23 protein-coding genes are annotated in these 26,070 nt (G+C 57.4%); 2 read left to right on the top strand and 21 right to left on the bottom strand.

Going from position 1 to position 26,070, the window contains the following annotated elements:
• Window positions 1-90: 90 nt before the first annotated feature.
• The 5 genes from VGN62_RS16235 to VGN62_RS16215 all read right to left on the bottom strand — a co-directional run bounded on the left by VGN62_RS16235 (window position 91) and on the right by VGN62_RS16215 (window position 6,370).
• On the bottom strand, window positions 91-1,398 hold the full coding sequence (locus VGN62_RS16235) for a hypothetical protein (protein ID WP_327455765.1): 1,308 nt from the start codon (window positions 1,396-1,398) through the stop codon (window positions 91-93).
• A gap of 505 nt (window positions 1,399-1,903) precedes the next feature.
• Window positions 1,904-2,941 carry an ATP-binding protein gene (locus VGN62_RS16230; RefSeq protein WP_327455763.1) on the bottom strand — a complete coding sequence of 346 codons (1,038 nt, stop codon included), beginning with the start codon at window positions 2,939-2,941 and terminating at the stop codon, window positions 1,904-1,906.
• A 23-nt stretch (window positions 2,942-2,964) separates the two neighbouring features.
• Entirely contained in the window at window positions 2,965-4,962 is a 1,998-nt protein-coding gene (locus tag VGN62_RS16225; protein ID WP_327455761.1) for a hypothetical protein, read from the bottom strand.
• 320 nt (window positions 4,963-5,282) lie between these two features.
• Complete coding sequence (locus VGN62_RS16220) at window positions 5,283-6,101, bottom strand: hypothetical protein (protein WP_327455759.1); 819 nt, start codon at window positions 6,099-6,101, stop codon at window positions 5,283-5,285.
• Between the two features lie 11 nt (window positions 6,102-6,112).
• Window positions 6,113-6,370: a hypothetical protein gene (locus tag VGN62_RS16215; protein ID WP_327455756.1), complete on the bottom strand. Its 258-nt coding sequence runs from the start codon at window positions 6,368-6,370 to the stop codon at window positions 6,113-6,115.
• Window positions 6,371-6,577: 207 nt separating this feature from the next.
• Between VGN62_RS16215 and VGN62_RS16210 the strand changes: the two genes are divergently transcribed.
• Window positions 6,578-7,726, top strand: coding sequence for a hypothetical protein (locus VGN62_RS16210; RefSeq protein ID WP_327455754.1), 1,149 nt, complete (start codon window positions 6,578-6,580; stop codon window positions 7,724-7,726).
• 1 nt (window position 7,727) lies between these two features.
• Here the strand turns inward: VGN62_RS16210 and VGN62_RS16205 are convergent, their stop codons facing one another.
• Window positions 7,728-8,693 (bottom strand): hypothetical protein, encoded by a 966-nt coding sequence (locus tag VGN62_RS16205; protein WP_327455752.1) that lies wholly within the window; start codon window positions 8,691-8,693, stop codon window positions 7,728-7,730.
• 296 nt (window positions 8,694-8,989) lie between these two features.
• Between VGN62_RS16205 and VGN62_RS16200 the strand changes: the two genes are divergently transcribed.
• Entirely contained in the window at window positions 8,990-9,196 is a 207-nt protein-coding gene (locus tag VGN62_RS16200; protein WP_327455750.1) for a hypothetical protein, read from the top strand.
• Window positions 9,197-9,409: 213 nt separating this feature from the next.
• On the opposite strand, the gene VGN62_RS16195 is transcribed toward VGN62_RS16200, so the two are convergent.
• From VGN62_RS16195 to VGN62_RS16125, 15 genes are all read right to left on the bottom strand, one after another.
• Window positions 9,410-10,699 carry a type II toxin-antitoxin system HipA family toxin gene (locus tag VGN62_RS16195; RefSeq protein WP_327455748.1) on the bottom strand — a complete coding sequence of 430 codons (1,290 nt, stop codon included), beginning with the start codon at window positions 10,697-10,699 and terminating at the stop codon, window positions 9,410-9,412.
• Window positions 10,696-10,989: a hypothetical protein gene (locus tag VGN62_RS16190; protein WP_327455746.1), complete on the bottom strand. Its 294-nt coding sequence runs from the start codon at window positions 10,987-10,989 to the stop codon at window positions 10,696-10,698. Before VGN62_RS16190 ends, VGN62_RS16195 begins: the two co-directional genes overlap by 4 nt.
• A gap of 496 nt (window positions 10,990-11,485) precedes the next feature.
• Complete coding sequence (locus VGN62_RS16185) at window positions 11,486-15,190, bottom strand: Eco57I restriction-modification methylase domain-containing protein (protein WP_327455744.1); 3,705 nt, start codon at window positions 15,188-15,190, stop codon at window positions 11,486-11,488.
• 1 nt (window position 15,191) lies between these two features.
• Window positions 15,192-15,536: a DUF6471 domain-containing protein gene (locus VGN62_RS16180; RefSeq protein WP_327455742.1), complete on the bottom strand. Its 345-nt coding sequence runs from the start codon at window positions 15,534-15,536 to the stop codon at window positions 15,192-15,194.
• Window positions 15,537-15,745: 209 nt separating this feature from the next.
• Window positions 15,746-16,021, bottom strand: a complete 276-nt coding sequence (locus VGN62_RS16175; RefSeq protein ID WP_327455740.1) for a hypothetical protein — start codon at window positions 16,019-16,021, stop codon at window positions 15,746-15,748.
• A 394-nt stretch (window positions 16,022-16,415) separates the two neighbouring features.
• Window positions 16,416-16,568 carry a cbb3-type cytochrome oxidase assembly protein CcoS gene (gene ccoS, locus VGN62_RS16170; protein ID WP_327455738.1) on the bottom strand — a complete coding sequence of 51 codons (153 nt, stop codon included), beginning with the start codon at window positions 16,566-16,568 and terminating at the stop codon, window positions 16,416-16,418.
• The gene (locus tag VGN62_RS16165) at window positions 16,565-18,712 is read right to left on the bottom strand and encodes a heavy metal translocating P-type ATPase (RefSeq protein ID WP_327456093.1); all 2,148 of its coding nucleotides are present in this window, start codon (window positions 18,710-18,712) and stop codon (window positions 16,565-16,567) included. Before VGN62_RS16165 ends, ccoS begins: the two co-directional genes overlap by 4 nt.
• A complete protein-coding gene (locus tag VGN62_RS16160; RefSeq protein WP_327455736.1) occupies window positions 18,712-19,161 on the bottom strand; it encodes a FixH family protein in 450 nt (149 codons plus the stop codon). Before VGN62_RS16160 ends, VGN62_RS16165 begins: the two co-directional genes overlap by 1 nt.
• The gene (gene ccoG, locus VGN62_RS16155) at window positions 19,151-20,767 is read right to left on the bottom strand and encodes a cytochrome c oxidase accessory protein CcoG (protein ID WP_327455734.1); all 1,617 of its coding nucleotides are present in this window, start codon (window positions 20,765-20,767) and stop codon (window positions 19,151-19,153) included. The genes VGN62_RS16160 and ccoG overlap by 11 nt, the downstream gene beginning before the upstream one ends.
• Window positions 20,754-21,665: a cytochrome-c oxidase, cbb3-type subunit III gene (ccoP, locus tag VGN62_RS16150; RefSeq protein ID WP_327455732.1), complete on the bottom strand. Its 912-nt coding sequence runs from the start codon at window positions 21,663-21,665 to the stop codon at window positions 20,754-20,756. Before ccoP ends, ccoG begins: the two co-directional genes overlap by 14 nt.
• Window positions 21,655-21,834: a cbb3-type cytochrome c oxidase subunit 3 gene (locus tag VGN62_RS16145; RefSeq protein ID WP_327455730.1), complete on the bottom strand. Its 180-nt coding sequence runs from the start codon at window positions 21,832-21,834 to the stop codon at window positions 21,655-21,657. The genes ccoP and VGN62_RS16145 overlap by 11 nt, the downstream gene beginning before the upstream one ends.
• Complete coding sequence (gene ccoO, locus VGN62_RS16140) at window positions 21,831-22,583, bottom strand: cytochrome-c oxidase, cbb3-type subunit II (protein ID WP_327455728.1); 753 nt, start codon at window positions 22,581-22,583, stop codon at window positions 21,831-21,833. The genes VGN62_RS16145 and ccoO overlap by 4 nt, the downstream gene beginning before the upstream one ends.
• An 11-nt stretch (window positions 22,584-22,594) precedes the next feature.
• A complete protein-coding gene (ccoN, locus tag VGN62_RS16135; protein WP_414713292.1) occupies window positions 22,595-24,271 on the bottom strand; it encodes a cytochrome-c oxidase, cbb3-type subunit I in 1,677 nt (558 codons plus the stop codon).
• A gap of 81 nt (window positions 24,272-24,352) precedes the next feature.
• A complete protein-coding gene (locus VGN62_RS16130; protein WP_327455726.1) occupies window positions 24,353-25,084 on the bottom strand; it encodes a Crp/Fnr family transcriptional regulator in 732 nt (243 codons plus the stop codon).
• Between the two features lie 112 nt (window positions 25,085-25,196).
• Window positions 25,197-25,922: a Crp/Fnr family transcriptional regulator gene (locus VGN62_RS16125; RefSeq protein WP_327455724.1), complete on the bottom strand. Its 726-nt coding sequence runs from the start codon at window positions 25,920-25,922 to the stop codon at window positions 25,197-25,199.
• Window positions 25,923-26,070 lie beyond the last annotated feature (148 nt).

The following is a 26,070-nucleotide window of genomic DNA, read 5'->3' as shown; positions in this document are numbered from 1 at the left end:
CCATTGGCACTTACGACGTTCGCGATTGCTACTTTGGCGAACTTTTCGAGGCTCGCGCAACACGCAAGCACCTAGGCAGCTTTTCAATTTCTAGTATTTGGCGATCGTCGCCAGAGCCTTGCGACGGATCCAGCCGAGCGTGTCATGGCGTGGGCATCCGTCGCGCTCGAGCATCCATTCCAGTCGAGTGCCATGTATTCCGCTTCGCGCGCTAAGTTCGCCTAGCGTAATGCGGTCGCGTGCCATTCGGCGCAACCGACTCCATGCAATCCGATGCGCGCCGCCGCCCCGCTTACCAATTGCTGGGAGGACATGCGCATGTTTGAGCCGCAAGTTTAAGATTTCGGCCGCATCACGCTGGGACACGAATCGGGACCCTACACCGATCGACATGGCTGCTAGGTTCCGCGCCTGTAGCCTCGCGGCGTCAGCTGACGAGATGAGAATGTGATTAATTGATTCACCCGCGAAGGAGTAGGGGATCTTTCCGCTAAGCAAATCACGCATTATTTCACCCCAGGGTTTGGCTCCGCCACCCATTCCTCTCGCGGCTCGGTGAAGCGGTATGGGATCGGCAATGGATGCGATGGGGGCCGCGGCGCGCATGAGCGCAAGACGGAACGCCAAGAGCTCGGCATTGTGCGCCTGAAGCGGGCCATAATTAGCGATAATGTAGGGATGAGTGCAACTGGCGACGAGATTTTCATCCGCCAATTGCGCCATCGCATATTGCGGAAGGCCAAGGAGATGTGTGAATCTTTCTGGGCCAAGGCGGTTGGCTAAGAAGTCTTTGAGAGTCTCCATCTCGTCGCGGTCAAGAGTTGGGAAAACGCGGTTGGCGCGAAAGCATATCCGCGTGATAAGATGTCCATTACGACGAGCCTGGGCGAGCTTATGCTCGTGTTGCCCGGTGAGTAATGCGGCTTGGCGCATGCCGATCTGATCCGTAGGCACGGCATCCGCCGTCGAAGTGATTGATGCCATTGCGTCGGTAATCGCAGAACGGACAACGGATGGTAGCAACTCACTCTTGATGCCGGCGAGATAGTGACCAGCCCCCTTGTGACGAACATTATGTTTGGAAATAGATCGGCTCCGAACCGCATCGGCCAGCGCATCAATGAGCCCCTCCGGCCAGCGACGCACGATGTTTGCAGCTTGCGCGAGCGATGCTGTGTATTGTCTCAGATCGGCAGTGGCGGGTTCAGCCCTTCTCGAATGAGTGAAGCCAGCGGCTGTCAGCGGCATGACGATCAGGGCTAGATTGAAGACCATCCCACCGTCCCACGTCGCCAGGGTAGACGGCAGTTGCGAGCGCGCAGCTGCACGGCGGCCTTCGTCGGGATCGATTAGGCCGATGATAAATGAGATGCCTTCGCGGTGTTCCACATCGACCATTGTGGTTGGAGTATCGGCAAGTGCAGCATTGCATTGGTCGCATCGGTCGAGCCGATCGGCCGCCTGCCACCTTTGCACCGCCCCGCACGCGCAAGTGTCTACGAGATATTCCCAGGTCTCGGTGCAGCACGGGATCATCTTGAGTGACCATAGGGCGCGTGCATGGGCGGATAGTGCAACGGCAGTTGGGGCGAAGCGCCTGCGTCGAAACAAAATCTCGTCTGACCGAACCGCGCAACCGAAGAAGTCAACGTAGCCCACATCCGTGCGAGGTAGATGTCTACGCCGTTGTATCTCAGCAACGGGCTGGCGAAGAATCTCCGCTAGCCCCGCCTCGTCCAGATCCAGGATAACGGATGCAGTCGGATTATGCGCGTGTGGTGCTCCCACTTGGCTCAAGATGACGTGGGACGATGGTAATATGTTCCTGGTCACCGTGCGGGTCACAAGGCTCATCAACCCTTCGGTGTGGACTGCGGGCACGCCCCAAAGCACCGGTCCCATGTTAAGCGTCTCTAAGGAAGTTGCGGTCGATGGTCCCATCGGCGATGCACCAGGCGTCGACTGCGTCGATCAGGCTTACGAGGCTGATGAAGTCGTCGCCAGCGAGCAGGGTGGTTTCGAGCGCGGCCAGCAGAATATTGTGCAACTCGCCAATGAGACCGTTGCTACAGAGGCGAAGTTTCTCGGCGATCTCGGGCTGGCACAAACCCGAGTGACGACTCAGAATTCCGCGGGCGACTATTTCGCTATCGATCCGCCGCAGGAGATCGGCCCATTGCAGTTTATCGTCGGGGTTGTCCCCGTAGGGGGCAAGGACGACCTGCGGCGCACAACGGTTCTTAAGTTCGCGATTGTTGGCGAAGAGTGACTGCGCGTCGCTAGTGCCCATCAGCACTATCGGGACCCAGCCGAGCGAGAGAATATTCTTGATGGTATTGGCCGCGTCGGTGGCGAGGCTCTTCTGCCTGAAATGGTTGAGCTCGTCGATGATGAGCAACTTGACTTGGAAATCCTTGATGCCCTGCTGGACTCGGCGGAGGAGCAGTTCGGCCTCGCCCCGGGTGGAGTAATTATCTCCCATCGCGGAGAGGATCGAACTCGCGAGGCTTTTAGGAGTGCCTGTGGTTGAAAGGGTAACGTGCAGCACCGGTTTGTTCGCAGGATCATGTCCCGGCTCGCCTTCCACGAAAGCCTGCAGAATTTTCCCACAGGTGCTCTTTCCTGCGCCGGATTGGTTAAGGTAACGAAACGCCCGGCGTTGCTGTCCCTCTGGCTGCTTCTCACCCATCTTGAGCAAGGAATGCATCTGTCGAACTGCGGTGAGCTGTGCTCGGGTAGGCATGACGATGCCCTCGAAGGATGCAAGACCTTCACCAACGTGATCCGCGAGATCGGATGGCTTCAGCGCGACAGGAGTGATCGGCGCAATCATTGCTGGCGGATGCGAGGAGATGGTGGATTCGCGATTTTGGCGCCGCGGCGTTGCGCGGGGCGTTGGTCCAACGGCGTCAGTTTTCGAGGTCGGTTTTGGCTTCAGCATGCGTTTACTCCACGTTCGGGATGTTAGATGTAGCTTCCCGTGTCCGACGCGATGTCGAGGCGGCGGGCGGTCTGCGCCATGTCCTGCTGTGCCATTTCGGCCGAGGCGGACTTCGTGACGCTCGGAGCGTCACGCCGGTCACGCCGCCGCTTACTGTTCTTGCGATTGGAACTGCGGGGTGCGATGCGGTTGGGATCGCCACGCGTTTCGACTCGCGTGTCGTGTGCGATTACATTTTCCATGCCGGTGGGCGAACTATCAACGGGCAGCAGCTTTATGGCGTCGCCGAGATATGCGCGACCCTGCGAGGAGTCGGCTAGGCGGGCTGCTGCGCGACGTTCGGCGACGAAGGCGTCAGGGATTACGCGCCGCATCGCTTGGCTGTAGGCAGTGTGGACTTCAAGCATATCATGTTCGGACTCGAACTTCATTCTTTTGTCGGATGCGTAGTCCTTGAGACGCCTGTGCAACCAGAGTGGCAGGTTTTCGGAATACCGGCGCATAGCGCATGGAATCTCGACATATTCACCGCGAAGTTCATCGAACACCCAAGCGATACTCAAGTCGTTTGGATCATATTTGAACTTCACCTTGTGGAAGGTGCGCTTCTTGGTGTCGGCTGCGACGCCGCGCGCCATCCCAATATTGAATAACAAATCTTCGTTGGTGACCGGATATCGATCATCAGAGCCATCAGAACCATAGCGCAGACCTTCTATGATCGCACCCTCGCCCCGGAACTCGGCATAGACGAGTTGACCAATAGCACGGCGGAGGTGGTCGACGTCTCGGACCATGTCGAGCCCATGCTGGGCGCGCTGTTCGATCCATACATCGATGGGATAACGGTCGAGCAGACCTGAATGCTTACTGGTATGATAGCGAGCAACGACAATGGCAAATATCTCGCGGAACCGCTCGATCGTGACAATCGCCTGCGTCGATGGGTCGTAGTTGAACTCCCGCATCAACGGAATGTCCCAGGTTGCTGCAGGGAGTTCGTTTTTGATAATTTCTTGAAGCTTGCCGATGCAGCTCTCGACATGTCCTTTATGAGTAGGTTCCCGATCGCCGGCCCAGCGCAGGCCATAGCCGACATCGCCGCCAGCGTCCTGCGGCGACCGACCTGTGAGGGGCTTGGCATTATCGACTACAACGTGGCCAACCACGTGTCCGCACGTTTCCATTAGCGCTCTTGCGATCTCAGGCGCGCAGACCAACTCCTTAGGCACTCGTTTTGGCAATGCCGTGTGAAGCATTGTGCGCATGTAACTCGCATAGCTGGGCGGCTCGAAGGTGATATCCCACCCGAGAATGACGCGGGTGAAGACATCGATCGCGATCGTCACTGTCGGGATACCGACCGGAACGCCGCGCACCGCATCGATGACGAAGACCATGGGCCACGGTGTGTCGTCCACCTGAACGTATTGCAAAAAGCGCACAGGCTCCTGCGCGACGCCGCCACCGCCATAGCGCTGCTTGCGAGCACGCATTCCGAATGCAATGCTGAGGGCCTTACCGCCACGAGCGCGCTCAATCTCCTTCGCGAAGATGCGCCGCGAGCACATCTTAACGTCGTCCGGATTCTTAGGAACTTCCAGCGCCCGCTCGAAGTCCAATATTTCGAGCTTGTCACCGCGGATGTAGCGTTCGACGTCTCTCGATGCCTTTTTCCAAAAACTGTGGACCGATTGCCGGTCCTTGGCGTGGAACCGATTGACCCAGACCTTTATGATCTGGAGGACGACGGTATCAATCTTGCGGCGGCGGGCGCCGATGCTCTTGTAGGAAGCGCAATCGGCAGGGCGACGATCGTTCTCAGTGCCGCGCGTCTGGATCCACTTGCGAAAGGTCGTCTCGCTTGGCAGGCGACCGAAACGAGCGATCAGATCGTCGATATCGAAATTATCGGCATACCAGGCCGAAACACCAGCTTTAGTGAGCGAACAACGTTCGACGTCGGGATCATCCCACGTTTTGAGCGTCATCTCTCGCAAATAATACCATGGGTCGCGCAACTGATCGGTCTTGCCTTTGCTTTTACACTTCGCGTCCGCAAGTTCCGATCGGGTCGGCTCTTGACGGCGGGCCCGGCATCGCGTGGGGTCGGAAAGGGGGTCTGCGCGCAAAACGAGCCGTCTGTCCGCCATGAGGTTGAGCGTTTCCTCAGGTGATGGCCAAATAGGAAAGCCGTTCTCGTCAGGTATCTCGAGTATCCATCCGCTGTCGTCCGAGATCTGGCACCTGCCGTTGACGGCTAGACCGCGATAATTGCACTCACGCCCGTTGAAGGACATCTTGGAGCCAACGGCAAAGGGGAGTTCGCAGCTCACCGCGATTAGAACCGGATCGGCGAATGAAAGTCTGCGGGGGGCAGGAGCCGCACCGGCATAGGATCGAAAAGGTAGCGATCGAGATTGACCTCAACGCGACCGGCGCAAATCATGGCTTGCGCAAGTGCGGTCCCTTCTAGGCGGTCGTCATGGAGCGCGAGCCTGAGATCACGAAAGGTTGCAACCGGCGTGCTGGCGCACATACGCTCAAAGCGATCGAGTGCGTCATTTGGCACGTGCTTCGTTCTGCGCGCGAAAATCTCGCCGAAGTTCAGCTGGCGCTCCCCCCCACCGATAATGTCGCGCAGATAGAGGATGCGGTGCCGCCAGCCCATGCCTTCCAGCACAGTGCGAACGGCACGCTGGACGATGCGCGCCTCGGCGTCGAGAAAAGACAGGTTCGGCTTACATTCGATTGCCTCAACGACATCGACACCATCGATGCGCAAGAAACGGAGGTGATCGCAGATCCATTCACGTATCGCGCCGCCGGCGAGCAGGCGCATGCGGAAGGCTTGTGTGCGGAAGTCGAGCACCGCAGCGCTGATCTCGCTTTCGACGATTAGAGCATGCTCGGTTGGGCCCTCGTAGGGATTGGAGAGACCTGTCTTCTGCGATGGCTCCTCACCAATGAAGTGCGCGTGCCCCCCTCCTACAATTGTCCGGATAGGACCGCCGTCGGAAGCGACATGCATGATCGCGGCGAAGCGGACGCCCTCCGCTTCGACACTGTCGGAATGAACAAGTCTGAGCGCTTGGCCTTCGACAAGGGTCGGCGACGGTTGATAAAATCCGTCAGTCCGTGATTGCGCGATCGTATTCATTTGCCGTGGCGCTACTTGTCGAAGCGGGCTGTGCGCCGGCTGTTCGAGGCGGGAGTGGTGGCGGCGTGCGCGCCGCCTTCAGGCGACGGCTCGCCGATTGTTATGGACCAGCTTTCCGTCACGGGGGTTTTGCCGGTGAAGACCATCGTGATGGTGGAGGTGTTCAACTTGGAAAGTTTCGCGTTGTCGCGGATAGCTTCCATGCAAATGTCATCGCACGCCCGCGTGACGAACGCTTCCGGGAGCATTGCCGGCGGCTTGGACGCCATCAGGGGATAGCTCCCGTTTCCGATTCTTCTGCGGTCATGACGACGTTGCCATGTGACACGGCGGATCCGGGCGGCGCGCGAGGACGTAGAATCAAACATTGAAATCTCCAAACAGTAGCTATACGGATTTAGGGTGGCCAATGGGCAATGTCAATAACGACTGTTTGGAGACTTGCCGGATCATCTCATTTCTGGTTAATGGTCGGCATGACGAAGCCGATAGACGTTGAAGATAAGCAAGGGAGCGGGGGCGGCTGCTCGCCAGGAGCGACAAATACGTCGATGCCACCAGAGCGGTTGGAAAAGCTGTTTGGCGACCCGCTGCCCAAGCGCGAGATAGCGATGTGGTCGCTGATGGACGCGGCCCAGCGGGCGCGCGCGCTGCAGCGCGCCAATGCGCTGGTTCGGTATGGAGACGGGCAGGGGGGCGTCCCAGCCCGCTCGGCGGCCGCCGACGCCGGCGTTACGCTCGTTCGGTTCTACCAGATGAATGCACGTTGGCGTGAAGAACAATCGCTCGGTGCACTCGGCGTCGGCGCACAGCCCGAACGCGGCCGGAAAAGCCAGTTTGCACCCGAGGTCAACGCCGTTTTGCAATCAGCCGTGGCCGATCTTGTCCGAGACGAGAAGGCATCAGTGCGAGCACTCGCCTTGCGCCTGGCTGACATCGCGCGGGCGCGCGGACTGCCAGATGATCAAATTCCCGGTCACAACACGTTGCGCAGCGTGGTGGAGCGTGCTCGTCGAGATCGGCGACGTCGGCTTGAGGTTGGAAACGAGCTGCTTCTGGACCAAGCGGCGTGCGGAATTTTGCGGGAAGATGGCGCACCGTGGATCGTATTTGTAATTGCCGACTCAGCGGCGCAGCTGATTTTAGGTGCCGCGCCAGGCCGGGCTGAGGCTGTCCGGCGCGGCTACGCCGATGCCGCTAGCGACGCTGCCCGCAGGATCGGCGATCCCAGTTTCTCAAAGGTGAACTGGGCAGAACGCGTGGCAAGGGTTCAGTTGGTTCCGGGCACCGAGGTAAATGACGTGTTCGATCCCATCGCCACCGAGGCCAGGTCAATCGGCGTTGGTCTGAACCTGACCGCCGAGCGGAAGGCGGGAAGGTATCTGGAGCGCTTGGCTGGCCGTGCCATAGGCGTCCTGCCTATCTGGCCCGCGCGCGTTGGCGCCACCACCCTCCCACCATGGGCGTCAGAACGGGTGCCCATTCTCGACTTGGAGCGAGCTCGCGCCAGGATCGCGATTGCCGTAGAGGATTACAATTCTAGTTTGCTCGAGGGACTTCATCCGACCGGCGAAAGTCTTCCGCCACCAGAGCTGGAACATCTTTTGAAGGTATTGGCGAACTAGGTCAGCACTGCTTGCTCGTGTCGCCTGTAACGGCAAAGCTGGTTCGGGAAGCATTATGGGCCGCGACTTCCGCTGACAGCACTGTTGCCGCCTCAACCAAATCAAGCGGCTCGTCATCCTTCGCACGCAGGGCGCGCTTCGGATCGCGCGAAGCAAGGGGCCCGTATGTCAAGCGAACGCCGCCGACGCCGCGGCCGATCGCCTTGGCCAGCATCCGCCCCGCCTTGAAGCGCGATACCACGCGGGGGTCCTTGACGGCGCCGACGATGAGGTCGTCATCAATTCCTATGGTGACGGGGCCATCAACCTTCCTAGCAGCGCGCTTTACCTCCGCTTCAAACCATTCTGGAGGGCAGCCGGTCGTGCAATCGATGATCGCGGCCGCATGAATAGTCCCGCTACGTTCTTCCACCGCCAATGCGACTTCCGGGAGCGACAGCGCATCGCCGGTAATGACAGGCATTAATGCGGTCGCGCGGCCCACAAGCAGTCTGGGCCCACCATCCGCGGCGCCCCGTAGTCCCATACGGAGGTAGGAAACCATGCTGTTGGATGGCGGCCTGGTCTTCAGTCTGCGGCAAGCTGCCTGCACCGCTGCGATCGCCTCGCGGTGACCCGCGGAAGTCGGGAGTGCGCGCAAAGCGCTCTCCGCGGCGGCGCGCGTCGCTGGCGGCAACCCCCGACGTCGAACACCACGAGCGGCACCGGCATTTGCACCGGCCTTTCCGATCGCCACCGCCGCGCCATGCGCCTTCCACGCTTTTACCAGCAACATGAATTGCTGGGTGCCAATTCCCAAGCTTTGAGCATGGACCACGCGATCGGCGCGGCTCGGTGAGGAAATGTTGAGATACGCGCGTATTGCCTCGATTCTGCGTCGCGTTTCTGCACGGCGCAGTGGCGCGACTCCGCTAAGGTCGATCTCCCCAGGACGCGACAAATCGTCGCCGGAACCATCGTCCGTCATTATTTTTCTCCTATTAAAGTATGTTACAGCTAGAAATTAGTTCGGGTTCGGGTTCGCGCCCGCTTTGTGGCGCGAGAGTCTGTCGTTGCCTGCCGGTGCCACCTGGAGCCGCATACGAGCGGGAAAGCCGTGGGCAGGATTGTGACCGTGAGCCGCACATCGATTTTTTGTGGCTGATTTTTGATACGGGCCCGTTTAGACTTCGTCCTCAGGTCTTATGTCGCTTGGGCAACTCAGAGCGCACCGGGGGGCAGTCTGCGGACCCACCACACCGAGGAGCCAAAATACGCATCAGCATGCCTCTCAACCACCGCATGACCAGGTTCGGCGGGATTTATCATTCCGGGCTCAACTGGCGTCTTCGTCTCGCGGTCGAAGAGATCACCCTTAAACATCGCTTCGGCAACCCGTTCTCCGCTGCGAAAGCGTTGAACCGCAAGCGCCGCGGCCAAGACTACGTGCATTGCCGCGGGTCGATGCTCGGCATGATTGGACGAAGGTAGGGATGGGAAGCATCTGCGCGCAAGCTGCTGCGCCAAATTGATCTGACACCGATCGCGATAAGATGCGAATCGAATTGTTACATAGCGTTTATGACTTCTACGCAGCCGCGAAGAATAAGGCGTCGCACGACAACTTCGCCCTCGCGTTTTCTACATTGTGCAGTCGCACTCCGCTATTCGAAAAATTAACGCGGTATAAGTCTGTGCCCACAATCAGCGCCCACGTCCCGCTTGAAAAGCGACAAAGGCAGCTCGCTCACCGCCTCCTTTATTGGGTGGATTTATGCTTGCTTCAATGTCGCGGCTCAATGCCGGAGAGACATTGGCGTCCTTGGCGAATTTCTTCCATTCTCCGATGACGTCTCGCACCTGTTTCATAATCGCATTTGTGCGGTCGTCTGAAATGCGAACAGCGCGGGACACTTCGAGCATATCTGAAGATGCAGGATTTCGACCCGCTGTTCCAACAAGGAGCGCATGCTCCTGAAGATTGGAATAAGTGAGGTCGAATGCCGGCGCAGACCTCCATGCTCCCCGTGCATCCATCAAGAAAGCGTGATTCTTTACATGATCGTCACGATTTCGGGCAAACACGTTAAACGCCATACGGGCGATCTGCTGCTCTATGCTGGCGATATCATTCCCATTCGCTTGTGTAAGAGCCCCCGTGACTTTCATTAGTTCTCGATACCCAAGCGCGGTGTTTGCCATTGACGCGTTTAACAGTCCTCCTAGCGAGTGCATATGAAGTCGCCCGCCTTCACGGGTTCTGTCGAAACGTTCGACTGCAAAATAGCCAGCGGTCTGCGTCGATGGCAAAAGCGTTGTGTCAGGCATTTCTACGCCTGCCGCTTTAGCCATGAGCGAGTAGGCGTATTCGACCGCTCCTACGTCCGGTCCGTCGGCTTTGGATGGAAACTTTGCCATCCAAAGCGATGAGTCTGTAGCCTCAACGGTGGTAAAGCTGTCACCGTTACGCCATATGTTTGCCTTGGGACGGGCGCCGCCCAGTGACCCGGCAAGATTTAGCGCCATCTGTATTTTGTCGCCGTCCACCTCGTCAGGCGCCCCACTTACGAGAGCCGCAACGATGTCAAAGCCAAGCGATGGCGGCTTGAAAGACGGCAGAGTTGCCCCGCTATAGGTGAGAGCGCCAGATCCATTCGTGCCAACGAGCGCCAACCTGTCCAAGGCGTTCAGACTGGTATGGTCGAAGCCGGCCTGACGGATCGCGCGATCAAGAATGAGTCGGGACCACCCGTCGGGGAGCGAATCATGTAGCAAGCCATGCAGACCCTCCAGATCGGAAGTTCCTTCCTGAAGGCTAGTGTCGAAACGCAGCCTGATTGGTGACGGATTTGCATAGTTTGCGACAAAATTATCATCAAATTGCAGATAAGCGCGATTTTCCAAGATGGCAGTTTCGCCTAACTTGCGGATCGAATAGGATTTTCCAAAATCCAGCCCTACCGTTATCCTGGATTGATTTTCCCAGCGCTTCATCGATTTGCGAGCCTTCTTGCTTCGAAGGCTTCGACTTCGTCGATCGTTTTCAACCTTGGGCGGGTAAACATGACTTCAGATACGAGTTCTCCGCTGAGAACGCGGTGGATTGCAAGAGCTGCGACCAAGGAAACGTCTGAACCTTGCTCGAGCCTGATGACATCGCCATCATTTACTCCGGCTTCGCTTGCAACATCGCTAACAGACATACCGAGGAGGCTGCGAAGACGCTGGGCTCGTTTTCCAATTTCCGTTGGATCGCTTGGCAACGGGATGCTGTAACTGACCATAATATTCATCCCAATTGAAAAGCTGCAGGGCGAAGGCGGTTTTTGGATTTACATATGTATCTTCGCTCGCGATTGCGATGGTGCCTTTGGGCAGATTGACAAAATGTGCGCGCGTCGCCGTTCCAGAGCCCATCCTTTCTGCTCGAACATTACGAACATCTGGATTTCATCATGCATTAGAGGGTTTCCCTCGATCGCTTGGCGGCCGCCGCCAACTGGGGCGGTCAATCGAGCGAGGTTTTCCGGTTCACGCTTAGGTGCCACCATTTTTTCCTTCTATCCGGTCACCTATCAGAGTCGGCAGATCTTAGGGAGAATCATAATATACTTCGCCATCGTCTCTCGCTCGAAGTCGATATCACTGGCGGAGCGTATTATGGTTGTTATACCTTCCATCGGCGGCTCAACATAGCTGCTGAGGTGGTCACCTTCTGAAGCGAATACGACCTCTGCTTGCCTATGTTCCTCAGCGACGTGTCGGTGTGCGCCCCTTGGGTCATGCGATGTCCACCGGCTGGTCGTTAATTCCGCCGTGCCTCCACTGCGGCGAAACATGTCGGAGCATCATATCGGTCTGAAACGCAGTCAAGATGTGCTGCAGTTGTTCCTCGCTGAGTCCCAGTGCCGTCGCTACCATCTGATCCAGTTCCTCGAGTGCCTTATCGAACTCGTCCTTTGCTGCATCCTGTTCGTGTCGCGTCAGCAAGTCGGCCATCCGATCCAGGTCGTCGGGAATCGGAAGATTCTGCAACCAGTCTTGATCCGGTAGTCTTTCCGAAGCGAGCCGCTCACCAGCAAGCCAACCTATCCACCTGCGCAGTTTGTCATCAACGATCTTTATCTCGCAAAGGGCTCCGTTTTGTGTAGGGGCCGGCACAGTCTGCCCATCCTCGTCTTCGGTGACAAAGGACACTGTTTCCTCATCGATACGGACCCTGACATTTTCCCATTTCGCTTCTGCAGCAGGAAGGGAAACAGCTTTCGGGCTGCTTACTTTACCTTCTTCGATAAGGTCGAGCCGATTTCGAAGTTTCCTACTTCCCTCGCCACCGACGAGCGTGTCCAGCTCCTCCTGGCCACGGGCAATCTCCGCGTCGGCAGCGAAAATCCGCTTGCCTAGGTCGTCCATCAATTTGATGAACTGCCCATCCCATTGGGCAGGGATAGGCATGCGGCGCGTGTGGCGCTGATAGACTGTGTGAAAGAAGCCCTGCACGATCGACGTCCGCGATGTCATGGCCATGAACCAGGCGACGACACGCGAAACTGACCATACGTTCAACGGAAACGGCTCGGCCAGCCTGTAGCAGTAGACGGTGTTGGTGAAATAGACGTCGGGCGGATGGGGCGCGAAGACGGGCTGCGTCGCGATGTTCCTAATCACATAGGTATTTGCCTGTTCGCCAATCCCGTCCCAAGCATAAAAGCGGACTGTATCCACGAGTGAAGCATCCCCATTCCATTTGCCCATGGGATCGCCATCGATGGTTCCATCGGGCGGAAGATGCTTCGCTTTATAGACCGGCAAGCCCGGCGCGGACGGATCGAGAGTGCCACCGATCTTGACACCGTATCCCATGACCCTTGCAGGCTTCCAACCGATCGCCTGGCCATTGGACGGTGGCTCGGCCGCGAACTGCGCGCCACCTTTCCCAAGCTTCTTCCACCCGATGAGAATGATGTCGTCAAGGCGCCGATTGCTTGCAATCGTTTCGAGGACGGGAACGTCACCGACGCGTATTTTGGTCAGCCATGCGCTATCGGAGATCCCTCCGCCGGATTCTTCGGCCTCCTCCGCGTCACCATCTTCATCTTCCAAATCTTCTCCGTCAGAGGCTGCCGGAGATACGATCGTTCCCGGGAGATAACGAGCCAGATCGATCGTGGAGCGTGGCACCATTTCTGACATGGCCTTGTCCATCTCGATCAGTCCGGTGTCTCTGTTTAGGCATTCGGGTGTTACTCGCGTCATACGAATCAGGTCGGTATCGCTCGGGGGCGTCTTTTCGGCCACCAGTCCCATCGTGACGATGTTTGCACCATGGAATGCGACGTCGCCGATTTCTTCCAGGTCAACAATCTCGATGATTTTGTTCTCGTCGACCATGCGACGGAGCGGCTCTGCATATGCCGCCTCGGATATCGCTAGGGGCAGGTAGAAACCCAACTTCCCACCCGGAGCGATCCACCATTTCAACGCGCGGTAGGCAAATAGGACCGAAAGATCGCTCTGCTTGGTCCTAACCGTCGCGTATTCGGTTTTCTGCGCTTCACTCAATCGGACGCGCTGCACCCGAACGAACGGTGGATTACCTGCGACTATCTCAAACCCATGTTTTCTGACGGACATATCTCGGAATCGTCGGTCCGCAGTGCGCAATCTCCTGTCCGTGGCCTTCCTCGCCGCCTTAATCTCTTCGCTGACGCGGCCAGCTACGCCTGCAAACAGATCGTTCTCCTGCATAGAGGCGCCCCAGGTCTCCAGGCTGCTGTGGCCACCTTCAACTGACAGAGCCGATATGGCTCGGCGCATCAGCGAGACGCGGTCGGAGCTTCCAATCGATAGCACGTGCCAGAGTAACTGGATCTGAGCGAGAGTGGCGGAGAAACCATTGACGTCCATCCCATGCAGCTTCGACAACGTCTCCACGATGTCGTCCTCGTTGAAATCGACACCCGCTGCGTCCTTCCTTCTGCGTGCAGTCTCGAAGGCTTCTACAAGGAAGGTGCCTGACCCACAGGCAGGATCGAGGACCGTCTGAGATCCATCATAGCCGCAGGCATTCAGCATATACGCCGCGAGCTCGGGGCGGGTGTAAACCTCGCCTAGCGCTTGTCTTTGTGCTCGATCGAGGTTTCGATCATAGATACCAGAGAGGAGGTCGCCCCGAACGGTAGTGAAGTCCCATCCAGCCATAATCCACATTGCATGGAGCAGGGCTTCCGAAAGATTGGGGTCGTCGCTTTCGAGAAGCCAGTCCAACGGCTTGGGCTCAAACAGATGACGGTAGATCGGACGGGCTTTCCTGTAGGCAGTGCTCACGAGTGATTGGAAGGTGCCCGAGGAATGCTGCGCGAAGGTTGCATATGACGTAAGGCCCCCGTTCGACAGAATCCTCGGCAGCAGGCTATGATCTTCCGAAAAACGGATCATCAGCAGCCGTGAAAACAGCAGCGTCGCGGTTTCTTGGACGTAGCTGGCGCGCGCGCTGATGGCGACGTCGCGAACCTCCTTTTTCCCGCCCTTCGTTTTGAGGAATGAGGCGTGCTCTGGCTTGAGGCCGGATCGCAGCGCATAGGCGGGAAGATCTTGGACCTCCGCCCGAAGCGCATAGAGGCGCTCTTCAATATCACCGAGCAGCTCGGTGTAAGCGACGTTAAACCGGGCATGCTCATCGAGATCGTCGACATCTGGCTCGTCCGCAAAGATAATCGGGTCGCCGCCACTGAAATCGAATTCTGCCGTTCCATAGGTTTCGGATAACTTGGTGATCGTGGCGCTCGCAAGTTCGAGGTCGGGCACAAGTTTCGCGGTGACAAGAGAGTCGACCGATGCCGAGAGGATGCGGGCCGTGGTCACGATAGCGTCGACGAACCGCTTGCGATCTTTGGCGTTTTCAATCTTTCTGCCGGGCGGCAGCTTGCGTTCCGTAAAGCTCGCGAGTTGGGCTCGCAGCGTGCGCCTGTCGGCCGTAAGTGGAGCAAAGAACGTCTCGAAGACCTCTTGATTCTCCAATTCCGTCCAGAGCTTCTGATCGGGTTCAGGGAGGGTTTCGTCGATAAGATCGTAGCGTTGGATGACAACACTGTCGGCAAGATAAAAATGCCTGAGCTTCCGATAGGAATAGGTTTGCAGTTCGTCCTTGGCGATTGAGCGCCCAGAATCCTGGACCTTGGTTCCGCTCTTGAGTTCCAAGATGGTATAGAGGTGTTCGCTCTCGTTCCGTAGATTGGCTGGCACACCTTCAAGCCATACCTGTATGTCGGGCCGTTCACGACCGAACGGAACAGGTGAATCGACGACGACCTGATTGACGCCGACTCCGAGTCCTAGTCTCCCATCGGTGAGCAGTTCGCGTGCTGGTGCGTAGCTTTGCGCTTCCGCCATCTTGTCGGCCGCTACTCGCTGATTGTCCGTGATCTGACGAATCAGTTCCTTGCGTTGTGCAGCCGGATCGAAGCCCTTCTTCCCGCCAGCCATCTCAGCGAGCCTCAGGTTCTTCGGTGTAGCCGCGGCGCTTTCTCGCCCGAGCTTGTGCTCCGGGCTTTCCGCTCGCTTCCTCGAGCGTCTTGGGAATGTAGATCCATTCAACCTCGAGCGCCTTCAGGCACTGCATCAGGAACACTGAGGTGAAGCGACCGCGACTCACCTTGTTGCGAAGGTTGAGCTCATTATCGATGATGCCCAAGTCTGCGAGCCTGTCGGCCAGCGCAGCATAGGAAACGCCGCGGCGCATCATCTCAGCGCGCAGCATGTTTTTTACGAGTTCTTCCCATGCCTTGTCATTGACGAGGGACTTAGCGGACTTGGATTGATCGTCGGTCATGTGAGGCAGTTATAGGTTTGGCCTCTCAAATTGCAAAGCGCCGCGCCATCGCTGATAATGAGGCGCATCATTATTTATGATGAATATCACTTGGCTCTGTTCACGCATCATCATATCTGCTGACGCAGAGCATCATATATCGTGGCACTACATTTCTTCTTCTCTCACGCGTCCTGTTCGCTCACCTTACGTGAGGTGACCGCGTTACATCAGCCTGCGGCGTCGGTAACCGCGTTCGCATACCCCCCGATCACGAAGATCCAGATCAATAGCGATGCGATCCAGCCAGTGTTGAAAATGAAGAGGACAAACCATACCCGCGCGCGGGATGCTCGCCGTCGACCGGGGCCGCGAACAATATCACTTGAGGTATCGGATGAGAAAAGACTTGCGACATCGCGCAAGTGAATTACCAGCCATATCGCCGCCAACAAGCTCAAGGTTGCGAGTATTCCCATGAGGGACGGGAAGAACCAGAGGGGCATAAATCGTCCTTTCGGTGGTTGGTCTCAGACAGCCGAGCTGAAGCGGCGAGGGGATTTCGCACGATAGGGGTCCAAGGGGGCGGCTGTAGGAAAACCGGTGTAACGCGGAAGGGGCGTTGCGAGGAGGTCGAGGTGATAGGGCCACATGACGAACCCTTTGGTGAACAATGACGAGCGGGTCATTGCGATCGATCAAATTGCTTACGGGTGCACGGCGCGTGGCAAGCTTTCGCTGGACAGGGATCGGGTGTGATGGGCTCCTCGCCCGGGATCGGAATTTCGATCGTGCGGCTGCTCAAGTCGGAGCAAATAACAATTCGCATGGTCGCGGCGCTTGGCGGTAATGGGCCTATCGCGACTGGTATCAACGCGACCGCGGCCAGTCCAGAAAGGTTCATTCCTTTGGTTCCTCGTCATCAATCAGGATGCGGTTCGCTGCTCCGTCCAAATCTTCGAATTGACCATTGCGCATGGCCCAGAAAAACATTGCGAGACCCGCGCCGCCGAATGCGAGAGCCACCGGGATCAGGTAAACGAGCACGTTCATGACGGACGGGCTCGCTCGTTTCGCGCCAGTCTGAGCGAGTTGCCAACTACCACAAGCGAACTGAGAGACATTGCGATTGCGGCAATCAGCGGCGTCAACAAACCGGCGATCGCGAGTGGCACTGCAAACACGTTATACGCGATAGCGAAACCGAAGTTCTGTCGCACGATGCGCATAGTCCGGCGTGCGATTATCACCGCAAGGGCGACCGGCATCAACCCGCGGCCGATGAAAACCGCGTCGGCGGCTTGCTGACTAATGTCGCTCCCGCTGCTGGGAGAGATCGAGGCATGAGCAGCAGCCAATGCGGGGCCGTCGTTTATGCCGTCGCCGATCATCAGCGGGCGGCGCCCTTGGGCCTTCAGAGTATCCAAAAGCGCCAGCTTGGCATCGGGACGTAGCTCCCCTTGACCCACCACGCCGAGTTCACTCGCCACCGCGCTGACGCTCAGCGCCCGATCACCGGATACAATGCGGCTATCGATGCCGCAGGCCTGAAGAGCGTGAATAGTTTCGATAGCATCGGGGCGCATTGGATCTGCAAATGGGATCGCGATCCTATCTTCGCCGATCCGGAGAGTTGTAGAGAGTCCGCTGCCGACAACGTCCGCTCGCTCCAGCGCGACCCGGGTCGCGACCCAACTTCCGCTAATTCCCTCTCCGCCTTTTTCGGAAAGTGAGGAGACGGTCGCGGGTAGGATGCCATCCGCTCCGAGAGCGCGGGCGAGCCCTCTGCTGAGCGGATGACGGCTTGACTGCGCCAGTGTCAAGGCAATGGATTTTTGCTCGTTCGAAAGATGGTCGAGCTCCGGGACGGGCTGGCCAAGCGTCAATGTCCCTGTCTTGTCGAACAATGCGATATCCACCTCCGCGAGACGTTCGAGAGCACTCCCGTCCTTGACGAGCAAGCCACGTTTCGCAAGAGCGCCTGATGCCACCACATGGGCTGCCGGGACTGCCAGCCCCATGGCACAGGGACAGGTGATTATGAGAACGGCAATCGCAATGACAAGTGACTGATGTAATCCTAAGCCGGCGATCATCCAGCCGACGAAGGCTGACAGAGCCAGCGTGTGCACTACCGGTGCGTATAGCCGCGAAGCGCGGTCGGCGATACGCACGTAGTGACTGCGCGACTGTCCGGCCTCGTCCATCAATTGTGCGATTTCAGCAATTACTGTGTCAGACGAGGCAGCCGTAACGCGCACTCGGATCGGATCGCTCACATTGATTGCGCCGGCATAGACTAAGTCGTCCGCGGAGATGGCTTGGGGAATGCTTTCGCCAGTCAGCATTGAGTTGTCGATCGTGCTCCGACCATCTTCCAGGACTCCATCGGCCGCAAGAGCTTCGCCAGCGGCGACGAGCATCACCATGCCTACGTCCAGATCTTTGGCCGGGACCGAATAAGTGGTCCCGTCTGCGGCGACAACGCGCGCTGATTTACCCATTCGCGATAACAGTGAACCAATGCCTGCCCGCGTTCTGCCGCGCATGGCAGAATCGAGAGCGCGACCGACGAGCAAGAAGAACAGAAGCATAACTGCGCTATCGAAATAGGCATGCTCACCGCCGGTTAGGGTCTCGTAGACGCTCAGCCCCGTAGCGAGGAGGACGCCGATCGAAATCGGGACGTCCATATTGGTTCTGCGATGACGCAACGCCAAGACGGCGCTAGCGAAAAATGGTCGGCCCGCATAGGCGACGACCGGAATCGCAATCATCCCTGATAACCAATGGAACAGGTCGCGGGTGACACCGCCCGCTCCGGACCAGACGCTGACCGAGAGTAGCATGATGTTCATCATGCCAAATCCCGCGACGGCAACCGAACGCAGTAAAATGCGGCTTTCGATATCGCTTTGATCGTGCGAATTATTTTCGGAAGTTTGAGCCTCGAAACCCAATTTTTCGAGAGCCGCAATCAAGGCTTCTGCGTCGAGCGCGCGATCGTGCGTCACGGTGACGCGTTTGGCGGAAAAATTTACACGTGCCCCATCCACGCCTTTCACATTTCGCAGGCCCCGCTCGATTTTAGCAATGCAGCCGGCGCACCGAATTCCCGGCACGGTTAGGCGGGTATGGGCCAAGACGGCGAGGTCCACTGCGGCGAAGTCCACTGCGTCGACGGCCGACAGCGTCATCACTGTATCTGCTCTTCACTTGACCAGGTGCGACCATCGGGCGCAGTAATTGTCAGCCGGACAATCCATCGGCCGGTGGCCAGTGGTTTCAGCGAGACGTGGTTGTCTGACGTCGATTTAACGAAGCTTAAGCGAGTGTTTTCGGGCTTCCCGAGCGGCCGACGAGCAACCGCAACAAGTGTTGAATCATCAGGTATGGACGCGGTTTTAACAACAAGATGGCCGTTATCGCTCCGCGACATTTCAGCAGTCCAACCAAGTGAGGCTTGACGTTGAGCCGCCTCAAGCCACCCGTTGAATTCTTGGCTAGCGACATAAGAATTTTCTACCACCACCCCGCCAAATCCTCGGACCGCGAGCGTAGCCATATACAAGTTTACAGCGATAATGATCCCGGACCCGGACACGATGATCACTGCCATGTGTTTTCCGGTGAACTCATTCTTCATTACCGTCTCCCGGGGAATCGAAGCGCGCTTTTGTTTCAACGCTCTCCTGCTGTTCGTCGCTTGACGTCAGGCGGAAAATGAACTCGTTTGTCTTCGTCCCGGGGGGAGCGATGACATAAGCGCGAACCGCGAGCACCTGGTCCGCCGGCACCATTTTGGTTTGCTTTCGGGCGGCCGCATCGCGACCAGTCGTATCGGTCCACATGAGCGCATCGGGCAGGCCTTGAAGCGCGATCTCCATTTCGCGCGGTCGACTCTCCATATTCCTGAGCTTGAGCGTATAGGAATTGCGGACCGACCCATCGCTCATCAGAATGAAGGGCGGATTTCGGTCGGGTGTAACGGAAAGGCCGACGTGACTCCGCACTCCTAGAGCGAATAGCATAGCCAAGCCGATGCTTCCCCAGATCAGAAAATAAGCGATGGTTCTCGGTCGTAGTAGGGCTTTCCATGGCGGACGCGTAGCTTCCCCATTCGCCTCCTTCTTGCAATCCTCAAGCGTCGCATAGTCGATCAAACCACGCGGTCGCCCAACTTCAGCCATCACCTTGTCGCAGGCGTCAATGCACAGCGCGCAGGTAATGCAACCGACTTGTGGACCTTCGCGAATGTCGATTCCAGTCGGACACACGGCGACGCACTGCAAGCAGTCGATGCAATCACCTAACGGTTCGGGATTATTCTTTGACTTCTTGACGCTGCCTCGCGGTTCTCCGCGCCAGTCCTTATAAGTGACGAGCAGCGATTTCTCATCCATCATCGCGGTCTGGATTCGCGGCCATGGGCACATGTATATGCACACCTGTTCGCGCATGAAGCCCCCAAGTGTGAAGGTGGTGAGGGTAAGAATCCCAACCGTGATGTAGGCGGCGGGCGCCGCATCACCAGCCCAAAAATCACGCACAAGCGTGGGAGCATCTGCAAAATACATGATCCACGCCCCGCCGGTCCAGAACGCGATGAAGAGATATATTGCGTATTTGAACGCCCGTTTAGCGACTTTCCTAGGCCCCAGGGGTGCGGCATCCAACTTGATGCGAGCGTTGCGGTCGCCATCGACAAAGCGGTCCACATGCTGGAAGAGATCGGTCCATACTGTCTGCGGGCAAGCGTATCCGCACCATGCCCTGCCCACAGCGCTGGTAACCAGAAAGAGCCCGAGCGCGGCCATGATGAGAAGGCCGGCCACGTAATAGAATTCGTGCGGCCATATCTCGATGCCAAACATGTAGAACCGACGATTGGCAAGATCGACCAACACTGCCTGATCGGGGGCATAGGGTCCGCGGTCCCAGCGGATCCATGGCGTGCCATAATAGATAGCTAACGTCACGAACATCACGAGCCATTTAAAGCGGCGGAAGGGTCCATCGACGCGCTTGTTATGGACCTTGGTGCGCTTCTCGAACAGCTTGGTCGGCAGATGCTGGCGCGGCGGCTCGTGCGGCTCGTGACGAAGTGTTGTTGCTTCCGGTTCGGCTACCGCGCTGGATACGGGCTCGTTGGTTTTAACGCGGCCATCCTCAACGACGATCGACGGATCGATATCGTCGTCCTCGCGACGAGGCGGTGCGCTCGACGCGCGGCTGGGATCACGGTTCGGCATCGACCGTCACCGCAGGATTTGCGGCAACCTCAACAAATTCCTCGCCGCCCCCAAGCGACCAAACATAGGCTGACAGCATTTTGATGGTAACCGAATCGAGACGGCCGCTCCAATGTGGCATTCGGCCCATCTTTGGCTTCAGGATCTGGTCGCGAAGCTGTTCACGTGAACTGCCATATAGCCATATGGCATCTTTCAGATTGGGCGCTCCGAGTTCACGGTTTCCTTCTCCGGACGTTCCATGACAGACTGAACAATTATCCTGATAGATTTTTGCACCCGACGCCGAACGCCTTCCTTTCCCACTCAAAGAAAGGACGTGACTTACCACCGCTTCCAACTGAGCGGGTTCAAAGGCTCCTTCGAATGGGGGCATAACGCTGTTGCGGGTTTCCGCGACGCCGGGCGCCCTTATGCCATTGACCAGAGTATATTCGATTGCTTTGAGATCGCCACCCCATAGCCAGTCGTCGTCGTTGAGATTGGGATAGCCCAACGTCTGACTTCCCGCCGCCCCGGATCCGTGACACTGCGAGCAATGAACCTGAAACGCAGACCGTCCGCCGGCTACCGCTTGCTTAAATAACTTGCTGTTTTGTGGAAGACGTTCGATCGGGATGCGTGCTAACTCTTCGCGTATTTTGACGCGACCTTGGTCAACGACACTCATTTCCTTGGCAAGCTCGCCGCGACTGGTCCAGCCGAGCAATCCTTCGGTAGCTTTGTCGACAAGTGGCCAGGCAGGATAGAGGATGACGTAGATCACGCCCCACACGATGGTGAGATAGAGTGACCAGAGCCACCAGCGCGGCATCGGTGTATCCAGCTCTTCGATGCCATCCCATTCGTGGCCCACGGTTTCCGTGCCAGTCGGCTCGTCGATGCGTTTATTGACCATTATCGCGTCCGTCGAACTCGTCGTCTGTGAAAATAGATCTGGCCGCTTCTTGGTTGTGCTGCTTGGCACCGGGGCGAAACACCCACAAGCATAGACCGAAGAAGAGGAGCATAAGCGCCAAGAGACCATAGCTGTCTGCAAAATGCCGCAAATGATCGTAAAGGCTCATCGACCCTTTTCCTCCGCCAGCCGCTCCTGCGCTGCGGCGCTATCAACATCGACAAGCGTGCCGAGCATCTGCAAATAGGCCACGAGCGCATCCATCTCGGTCAGGCTGCTGGGATCACCGTCAAAGTCGCGAACCTGAGCCTTGGGATAGCGTTGTTGGAAATCTTTGATATCGCCGCCGCTTTCAGGATCCGCTTGCAAGTTCATGTCACCCTTCGCTTGGGTGAGATCGCGATCCGAATAGGGGACGCCGACACGGCGCAAGGCGACGAGCATGTCGGCCGCGTTATCCGTTTTGAGCGGCGTGGACCCTAGGAACGAGTATGTGGGCATGACACTTTCCGGCACCACACTTTGCGGGTTCTTTAGGTGCTGGACATGCCATTCGTCTGAATAGCGGCCGCCTACGCGCGCCAAATCGGGTCCGGTGCGCTTGGATCCCCACTGAAACGGGTGATCATACATGCTTTCTGCGGCGAGGCTGTAATGACCATAGCGCTCCACCTCGTCCCGAAATGGCCGGATCATCTGACTGTGACAGGCATAGCATCCCTCGCGAACGTAGATGTTGCGGCCCGCCTGCTCGAGTGGCGTGTAGGGACGCATGCCGCTTACTTCCTCGAGCGTGTTGTCGATCCAGAAGAGCGGGGCGATCTCAACGATGCCACCTATCGCTACTGCGATGAACGATCCGATCGCGAGGAGGTTGATATTCTTTTCCAGCTTTTTGTGCTGGGAGGCGAGACCCATGACGAGTTATCCTATTCGGCTGGTTCGGCGGTTGCAGGTCGCGTGATGGGGCGATCCTTGTCGGCATCGTAATGCGGCATCGCGCCCATTGGCACTTCCAGTCGCTGCCTGCCAGCGATGGTCATCCATACATTGTAGCCCATGATGAAGGCACCGCTGAGATACATCACGCCCCCCACAGCGCGTATGATATAAAGTTCGTGGAGCGCCGCGACGGTTTCAGCGAAGCTGTTCACGAGGTAGCCGTCCGCGCCATATTCGCGCCACATCAGGCCTTGGGTGATGCCGGCGACCCACATGCTGGAGGCGTAGAAAACAATCCCCAGTGTCGCGAGCCAGAAGTGCCAGTTTATCATCCGCAGCGAATACATTCGCTCGCGCTTCCACAGGCGGGGCACGAGAAAATAGACCGCGGCGAAACTAATCAGTCCGTTCCAGCCGAGCGCGCCGGAATGAACGTGCCCCACGGTCCAGTCTGTATAATGCGAAAGCGAATTGACAGCCTTGATGCTCAGCATCGGTCCTTCGAACGTCGCCATGCCGTAGAAAGCGAGAGCCATAACCATCATGCGGATGATTGGATCGGTTCGGACCTTATCCCACGCGCCATTGAGCGTCATCAGCCCGTTGATCATGCCGCCCCAACTCGGCATCCAGAGGATTATGGAGAACACCATGCCCAGCGTCTGCGCCCAATCGGGTAACGCTGTGTAATGAAGATGATGGGGGCCCGCCCAGATGTAGAGAAAGATGAGTGACCAGAAATGTATGATTGAAAGCCGGTAGCTGTAGACCGGCCTCTCGGCCTGCTTCGGAACGAAGTAATACATCATAGCCAGGAACGGGACGGTCAGGAAGAAAGCGACCGCGTTGTGGCCATACCACCACTGGGTCAGCGCATCCTGCACTCCGGCAAAGGCTGAGAAGGACAGCGAACCATTCCAAGCGACGGGCACCGCCAAATTGTTGACGATGTGAAGCATTGCAATCGTAATGATGAAGGAGAGATAGAACCAGTTCGCGACATAAATGTGCGGCTCGGCTCTGCGCACCAGCGTTCCAACGAACACGATCAGATAGGCGACCCAGACGATTGTCAGCCAAAGATCGACATACCACTCGGGTTCGGCATATTCGCGGCTTTGTGTCACCCCAAACAAATAGCCCGACGCGGCGAGGACGATGAAAAGCTGATATCCCCAAAAGACGAACCGGGCCAGCGTTGGGAATGCAAGCTGCGCCCGGCAAGTGCGCTGGACAACATAGAAGCTTGTTGCGATTAGAATGTTGCCGCCAAAGGCGAAGATGACGCCGGAGGTGTGAAGTGGCCGCACCCGACCGAAATTGAAATACGGTTCGATGTTAAGCTGTGGAAATGCCAGCTGCGAGGCGATGAATACACCTGCCAGCATACCCACGATCGCCCAAAACATTGTGGCCAACACGCCCCATCTGATCGGGTCGTCGTCATATCGGGACAAGCCCTCGGGCATCCGGAAGAAACCACGCGCTCGTCCCATCGGGTCGACTCGTGCTACTGACATCCACATGAGAACGAACGCGACAATGGCGATGATTGTCGCATGCGCTGCGAAGCCGGTGTCGCGCGCTGTAGCCGCAAGGACCAACGAAACTAAGAGGACGCCGAACCAAATACCCGCCCGCCCAAGGGCCGCTTCCACTTGCATCAGTAACTCCGAATGGCTTTTTAGGGTCATATGCGGCTAGCGAGGGCTATGCATTGACCCAGATCAAATTTGACAGATTATTCAGGGAACGCAGGCGACTAATGCGGCAAATTCGCGCAATCGGTGCAAATCGAGGATCGCGATTTTAGACCTGTCTTGCGTCTTAATGATGTCCTGATTGCGCAAAACGGTCATCTGGCGGCTGATCGTCTCGATCGTCAGCCCCAGACAGTCGCCGATCTCGCGACGAGACATGGGTAGGTCCAGATAAATGGTGCTCCCGTCAGCGAAGCCAATTCTTTCCGCCATAGAGACGAGAAAGCTCGCCAGCTTTTCCTGCGCTGTCTTTCGGCCGAGAAGAACCGAGGTGTCACGAGCGCGATCTAACGCCAGAAAAATTTGTTCGAAGATCGCACTACTCCCACCCTGGCTTTCGAGCGAGCTTGCAATGAGATCGTTTGCCGCAAAAGCCAGCAGCGAGCATTCTTTGAGAGCCTGTAGGACATAAAGCGCGTGAGAATTCTGCGGGGAAGAGGAAAGCAAGAGCAAGTCGCCGCTAAAACCGAAAGCTACAATCTGCTCGCGTTCAGGCCCTAAGTGTCCGACCAGTTTCGCCGAACCCTCCAAAACGAATATGGCAGTCCTTCGATCAATCGCACCCAGTTCCGCAATTTCTCCGCGCGCCACGCGAATTTGGCGGCCAGACGATTTCAGGACGCTCAACGATTGCGGGGAAAGTTTGGAAGACAAAAGCACATTTGCGAAATGTTGGAATGGCTCGTCATGCGAGTTGCGTGGGGACATCGACATCATGGCCGCGTCCGATTGCAGTCGCTGCGGGCGGCGTCATTGATTCAGGTCAAATTGATTCCGTTTGAACTTGATGCCCGCATAAACTCCATAGCCACTGCATCGACCCGTCCAGCTAGGCAGCGAGTTTTTCCAGCACCTTGCGTTTGCAGATTGTGACGCGTCTCCGACCACGCACTTCGATGACCCCGTCTTCGCGCAATTTGGTCAATTGGCGGCTGACCGTTTCGATAGTTAAGCCAAGGAGATCCGCGATTTGCTGGCGCGACATCGGCAACTCGAATTGGTTGACGTCAGTCTTAGTCAAATTTCCGACCCCTGCAGCAACGGAGCGTTCGCTTATTTCCAGCAGGAGAGTGGCCAGCCGTGCCTCGGCGTTCATTCGTCCGAGAAGGAGCATCCAGCGGCGTGTCCGGTCCAGTTCGCCCAAGGTGCGCTCCAGGAGCTTATGCTCAAGCCGTGGATGAGTGAGCGCAAAGCGTTCAAAATCCGTCCGTCTGAATAGGCAGACTATAGTCTCGCAAAGGGCTTCAACGTTGTAAGGCGTTGTAGTGCCAAAGGGTCGTCCGAGGAAATCGGACGGATAGGCCAAGCCTAGAATTTGTTCCCGACCATCGCTCGTCTGGGTAGAGAGTTTGAGGGCCCCGGAGACCACGTTGGCTACGAAAACCGCTTCGTCGCCTTCCCACAGAAGCGACTCGCCGGCCTCCAGGCGGCGGCGGCGAGCGATGTTATTAAGCAGGGCAATCTCGTCGTCAGCGAGATCGGCGCAGATCGCTCTGTTGCGAACCGAGCAAGCTTGGCAGAAATTTGGCTCGTCTTCAGGGGCGGACGCTTCCATCCGCCACGTAAGCGCTGTTTCCGGGCCACCTTGCGTCGTGGGGTGATCGCGTCAGATGATGGGCTGTATGGATGACGACAGCCTTGCGAGCGCACTGGACACCTACACTGGAGTGGCTCGGGAGCCTGTTTGTCGACCGGAGTTGCTC

Origin of the sequence: Sphingopyxis sp., assembly GCF_035998905.1 — a bacterium.
Taxonomy (GTDB): Bacteria; Pseudomonadota; Alphaproteobacteria; order Sphingomonadales; family Sphingomonadaceae; genus Sphingopyxis.
Note: the sequence above shows the minus strand (reverse complement) of the source record. Positions and strands in the feature narration are given on the sequence as shown.

Bases quoted from the DNA above. Each gene is read 5' to 3' on its own strand.
- VGN62_RS16145 (WP_327455730.1), bottom strand. From the start codon at position 21,834: ATGAGCCTTTACGATCATTTGCGGCATTTTGCAGACAGCTATGGTCTC.
- VGN62_RS16185 (WP_327455744.1), bottom strand. From the start codon at position 15,190: ATGGCTGGCGGGAAGAAGGGCTTCGATCCGGCTGCACAACGCAAGGAA.
- ccoO (WP_327455728.1), bottom strand. From the start codon at position 22,583: ATGGGTCTCGCCTCCCAGCACAAAAAGCTGGAAAAGAATATCAACCTC.
- VGN62_RS16125 (WP_327455724.1), bottom strand. From the start codon at position 25,922: ATGGAAGCGTCCGCCCCTGAAGACGAGCCAAATTTCTGCCAAGCTTGC.
- VGN62_RS16215 (WP_327455756.1), bottom strand. From the start codon at position 6,370: ATGGCGTCCAAGCCGCCGGCAATGCTCCCGGAAGCGTTCGTCACGCGG.
- ccoG (WP_327455734.1), bottom strand. From the start codon at position 20,767: ATGCCGAACCGTGATCCCAGCCGCGCGTCGAGCGCACCGCCTCGTCGC.
- ccoP (WP_327455732.1), bottom strand. From the start codon at position 21,665: ATGGTCAATAAACGCATCGACGAGCCGACTGGCACGGAAACCGTGGGC.
- VGN62_RS16130 (WP_327455726.1), bottom strand. From the start codon at position 25,084: ATGATGTCGATGTCCCCACGCAACTCGCATGACGAGCCATTCCAACAT.
- VGN62_RS16165 (WP_327456093.1), bottom strand. From the start codon at position 18,712: ATGACGCTGTCGGCCGTCGACGCAGTGGACTTCGCCGCAGTGGACCTC.
- VGN62_RS16190 (WP_327455746.1), bottom strand. From the start codon at position 10,989: ATGGTCAGTTACAGCATCCCGTTGCCAAGCGATCCAACGGAAATTGGA.
- VGN62_RS16205 (WP_327455752.1), bottom strand. From the start codon at position 8,693: ATGACGGACGATGGTTCCGGCGACGATTTGTCGCGTCCTGGGGAGATC.
- ccoN (WP_414713292.1), bottom strand. From the start codon at position 24,271: ATGCAAGTGGAAGCGGCCCTTGGGCGGGCGGGTATTTGGTTCGGCGTC.
- VGN62_RS16160 (WP_327455736.1), bottom strand. From the start codon at position 19,161: ATGAAGAATGAGTTCACCGGAAAACACATGGCAGTGATCATCGTGTCC.
- VGN62_RS16220 (WP_327455759.1), bottom strand. From the start codon at position 6,101: ATGAATACGATCGCGCAATCACGGACTGACGGATTTTATCAACCGTCG.
- VGN62_RS16200 (WP_327455750.1), top strand. From the start codon at position 8,990: ATGCCTCTCAACCACCGCATGACCAGGTTCGGCGGGATTTATCATTCC.
- VGN62_RS16235 (WP_327455765.1), bottom strand. From the start codon at position 1,398: ATGGTCGATGTGGAACACCGCGAAGGCATCTCATTTATCATCGGCCTA.
- VGN62_RS16180 (WP_327455742.1), bottom strand. From the start codon at position 15,536: ATGACCGACGATCAATCCAAGTCCGCTAAGTCCCTCGTCAATGACAAG.
- VGN62_RS16230 (WP_327455763.1), bottom strand. From the start codon at position 2,941: ATGCTGAAGCCAAAACCGACCTCGAAAACTGACGCCGTTGGACCAACG.
- ccoS (WP_327455738.1), bottom strand. From the start codon at position 16,568: ATGAACGTGCTCGTTTACCTGATCCCGGTGGCTCTCGCATTCGGCGGC.
- VGN62_RS16175 (WP_327455740.1), bottom strand. From the start codon at position 16,021: ATGCCCCTCTGGTTCTTCCCGTCCCTCATGGGAATACTCGCAACCTTG.
- VGN62_RS16195 (WP_327455748.1), bottom strand. From the start codon at position 10,699: ATGAAGCGCTGGGAAAATCAATCCAGGATAACGGTAGGGCTGGATTTT.
- VGN62_RS16210 (WP_327455754.1), top strand. From the start codon at position 6,578: ATGACGAAGCCGATAGACGTTGAAGATAAGCAAGGGAGCGGGGGCGGC.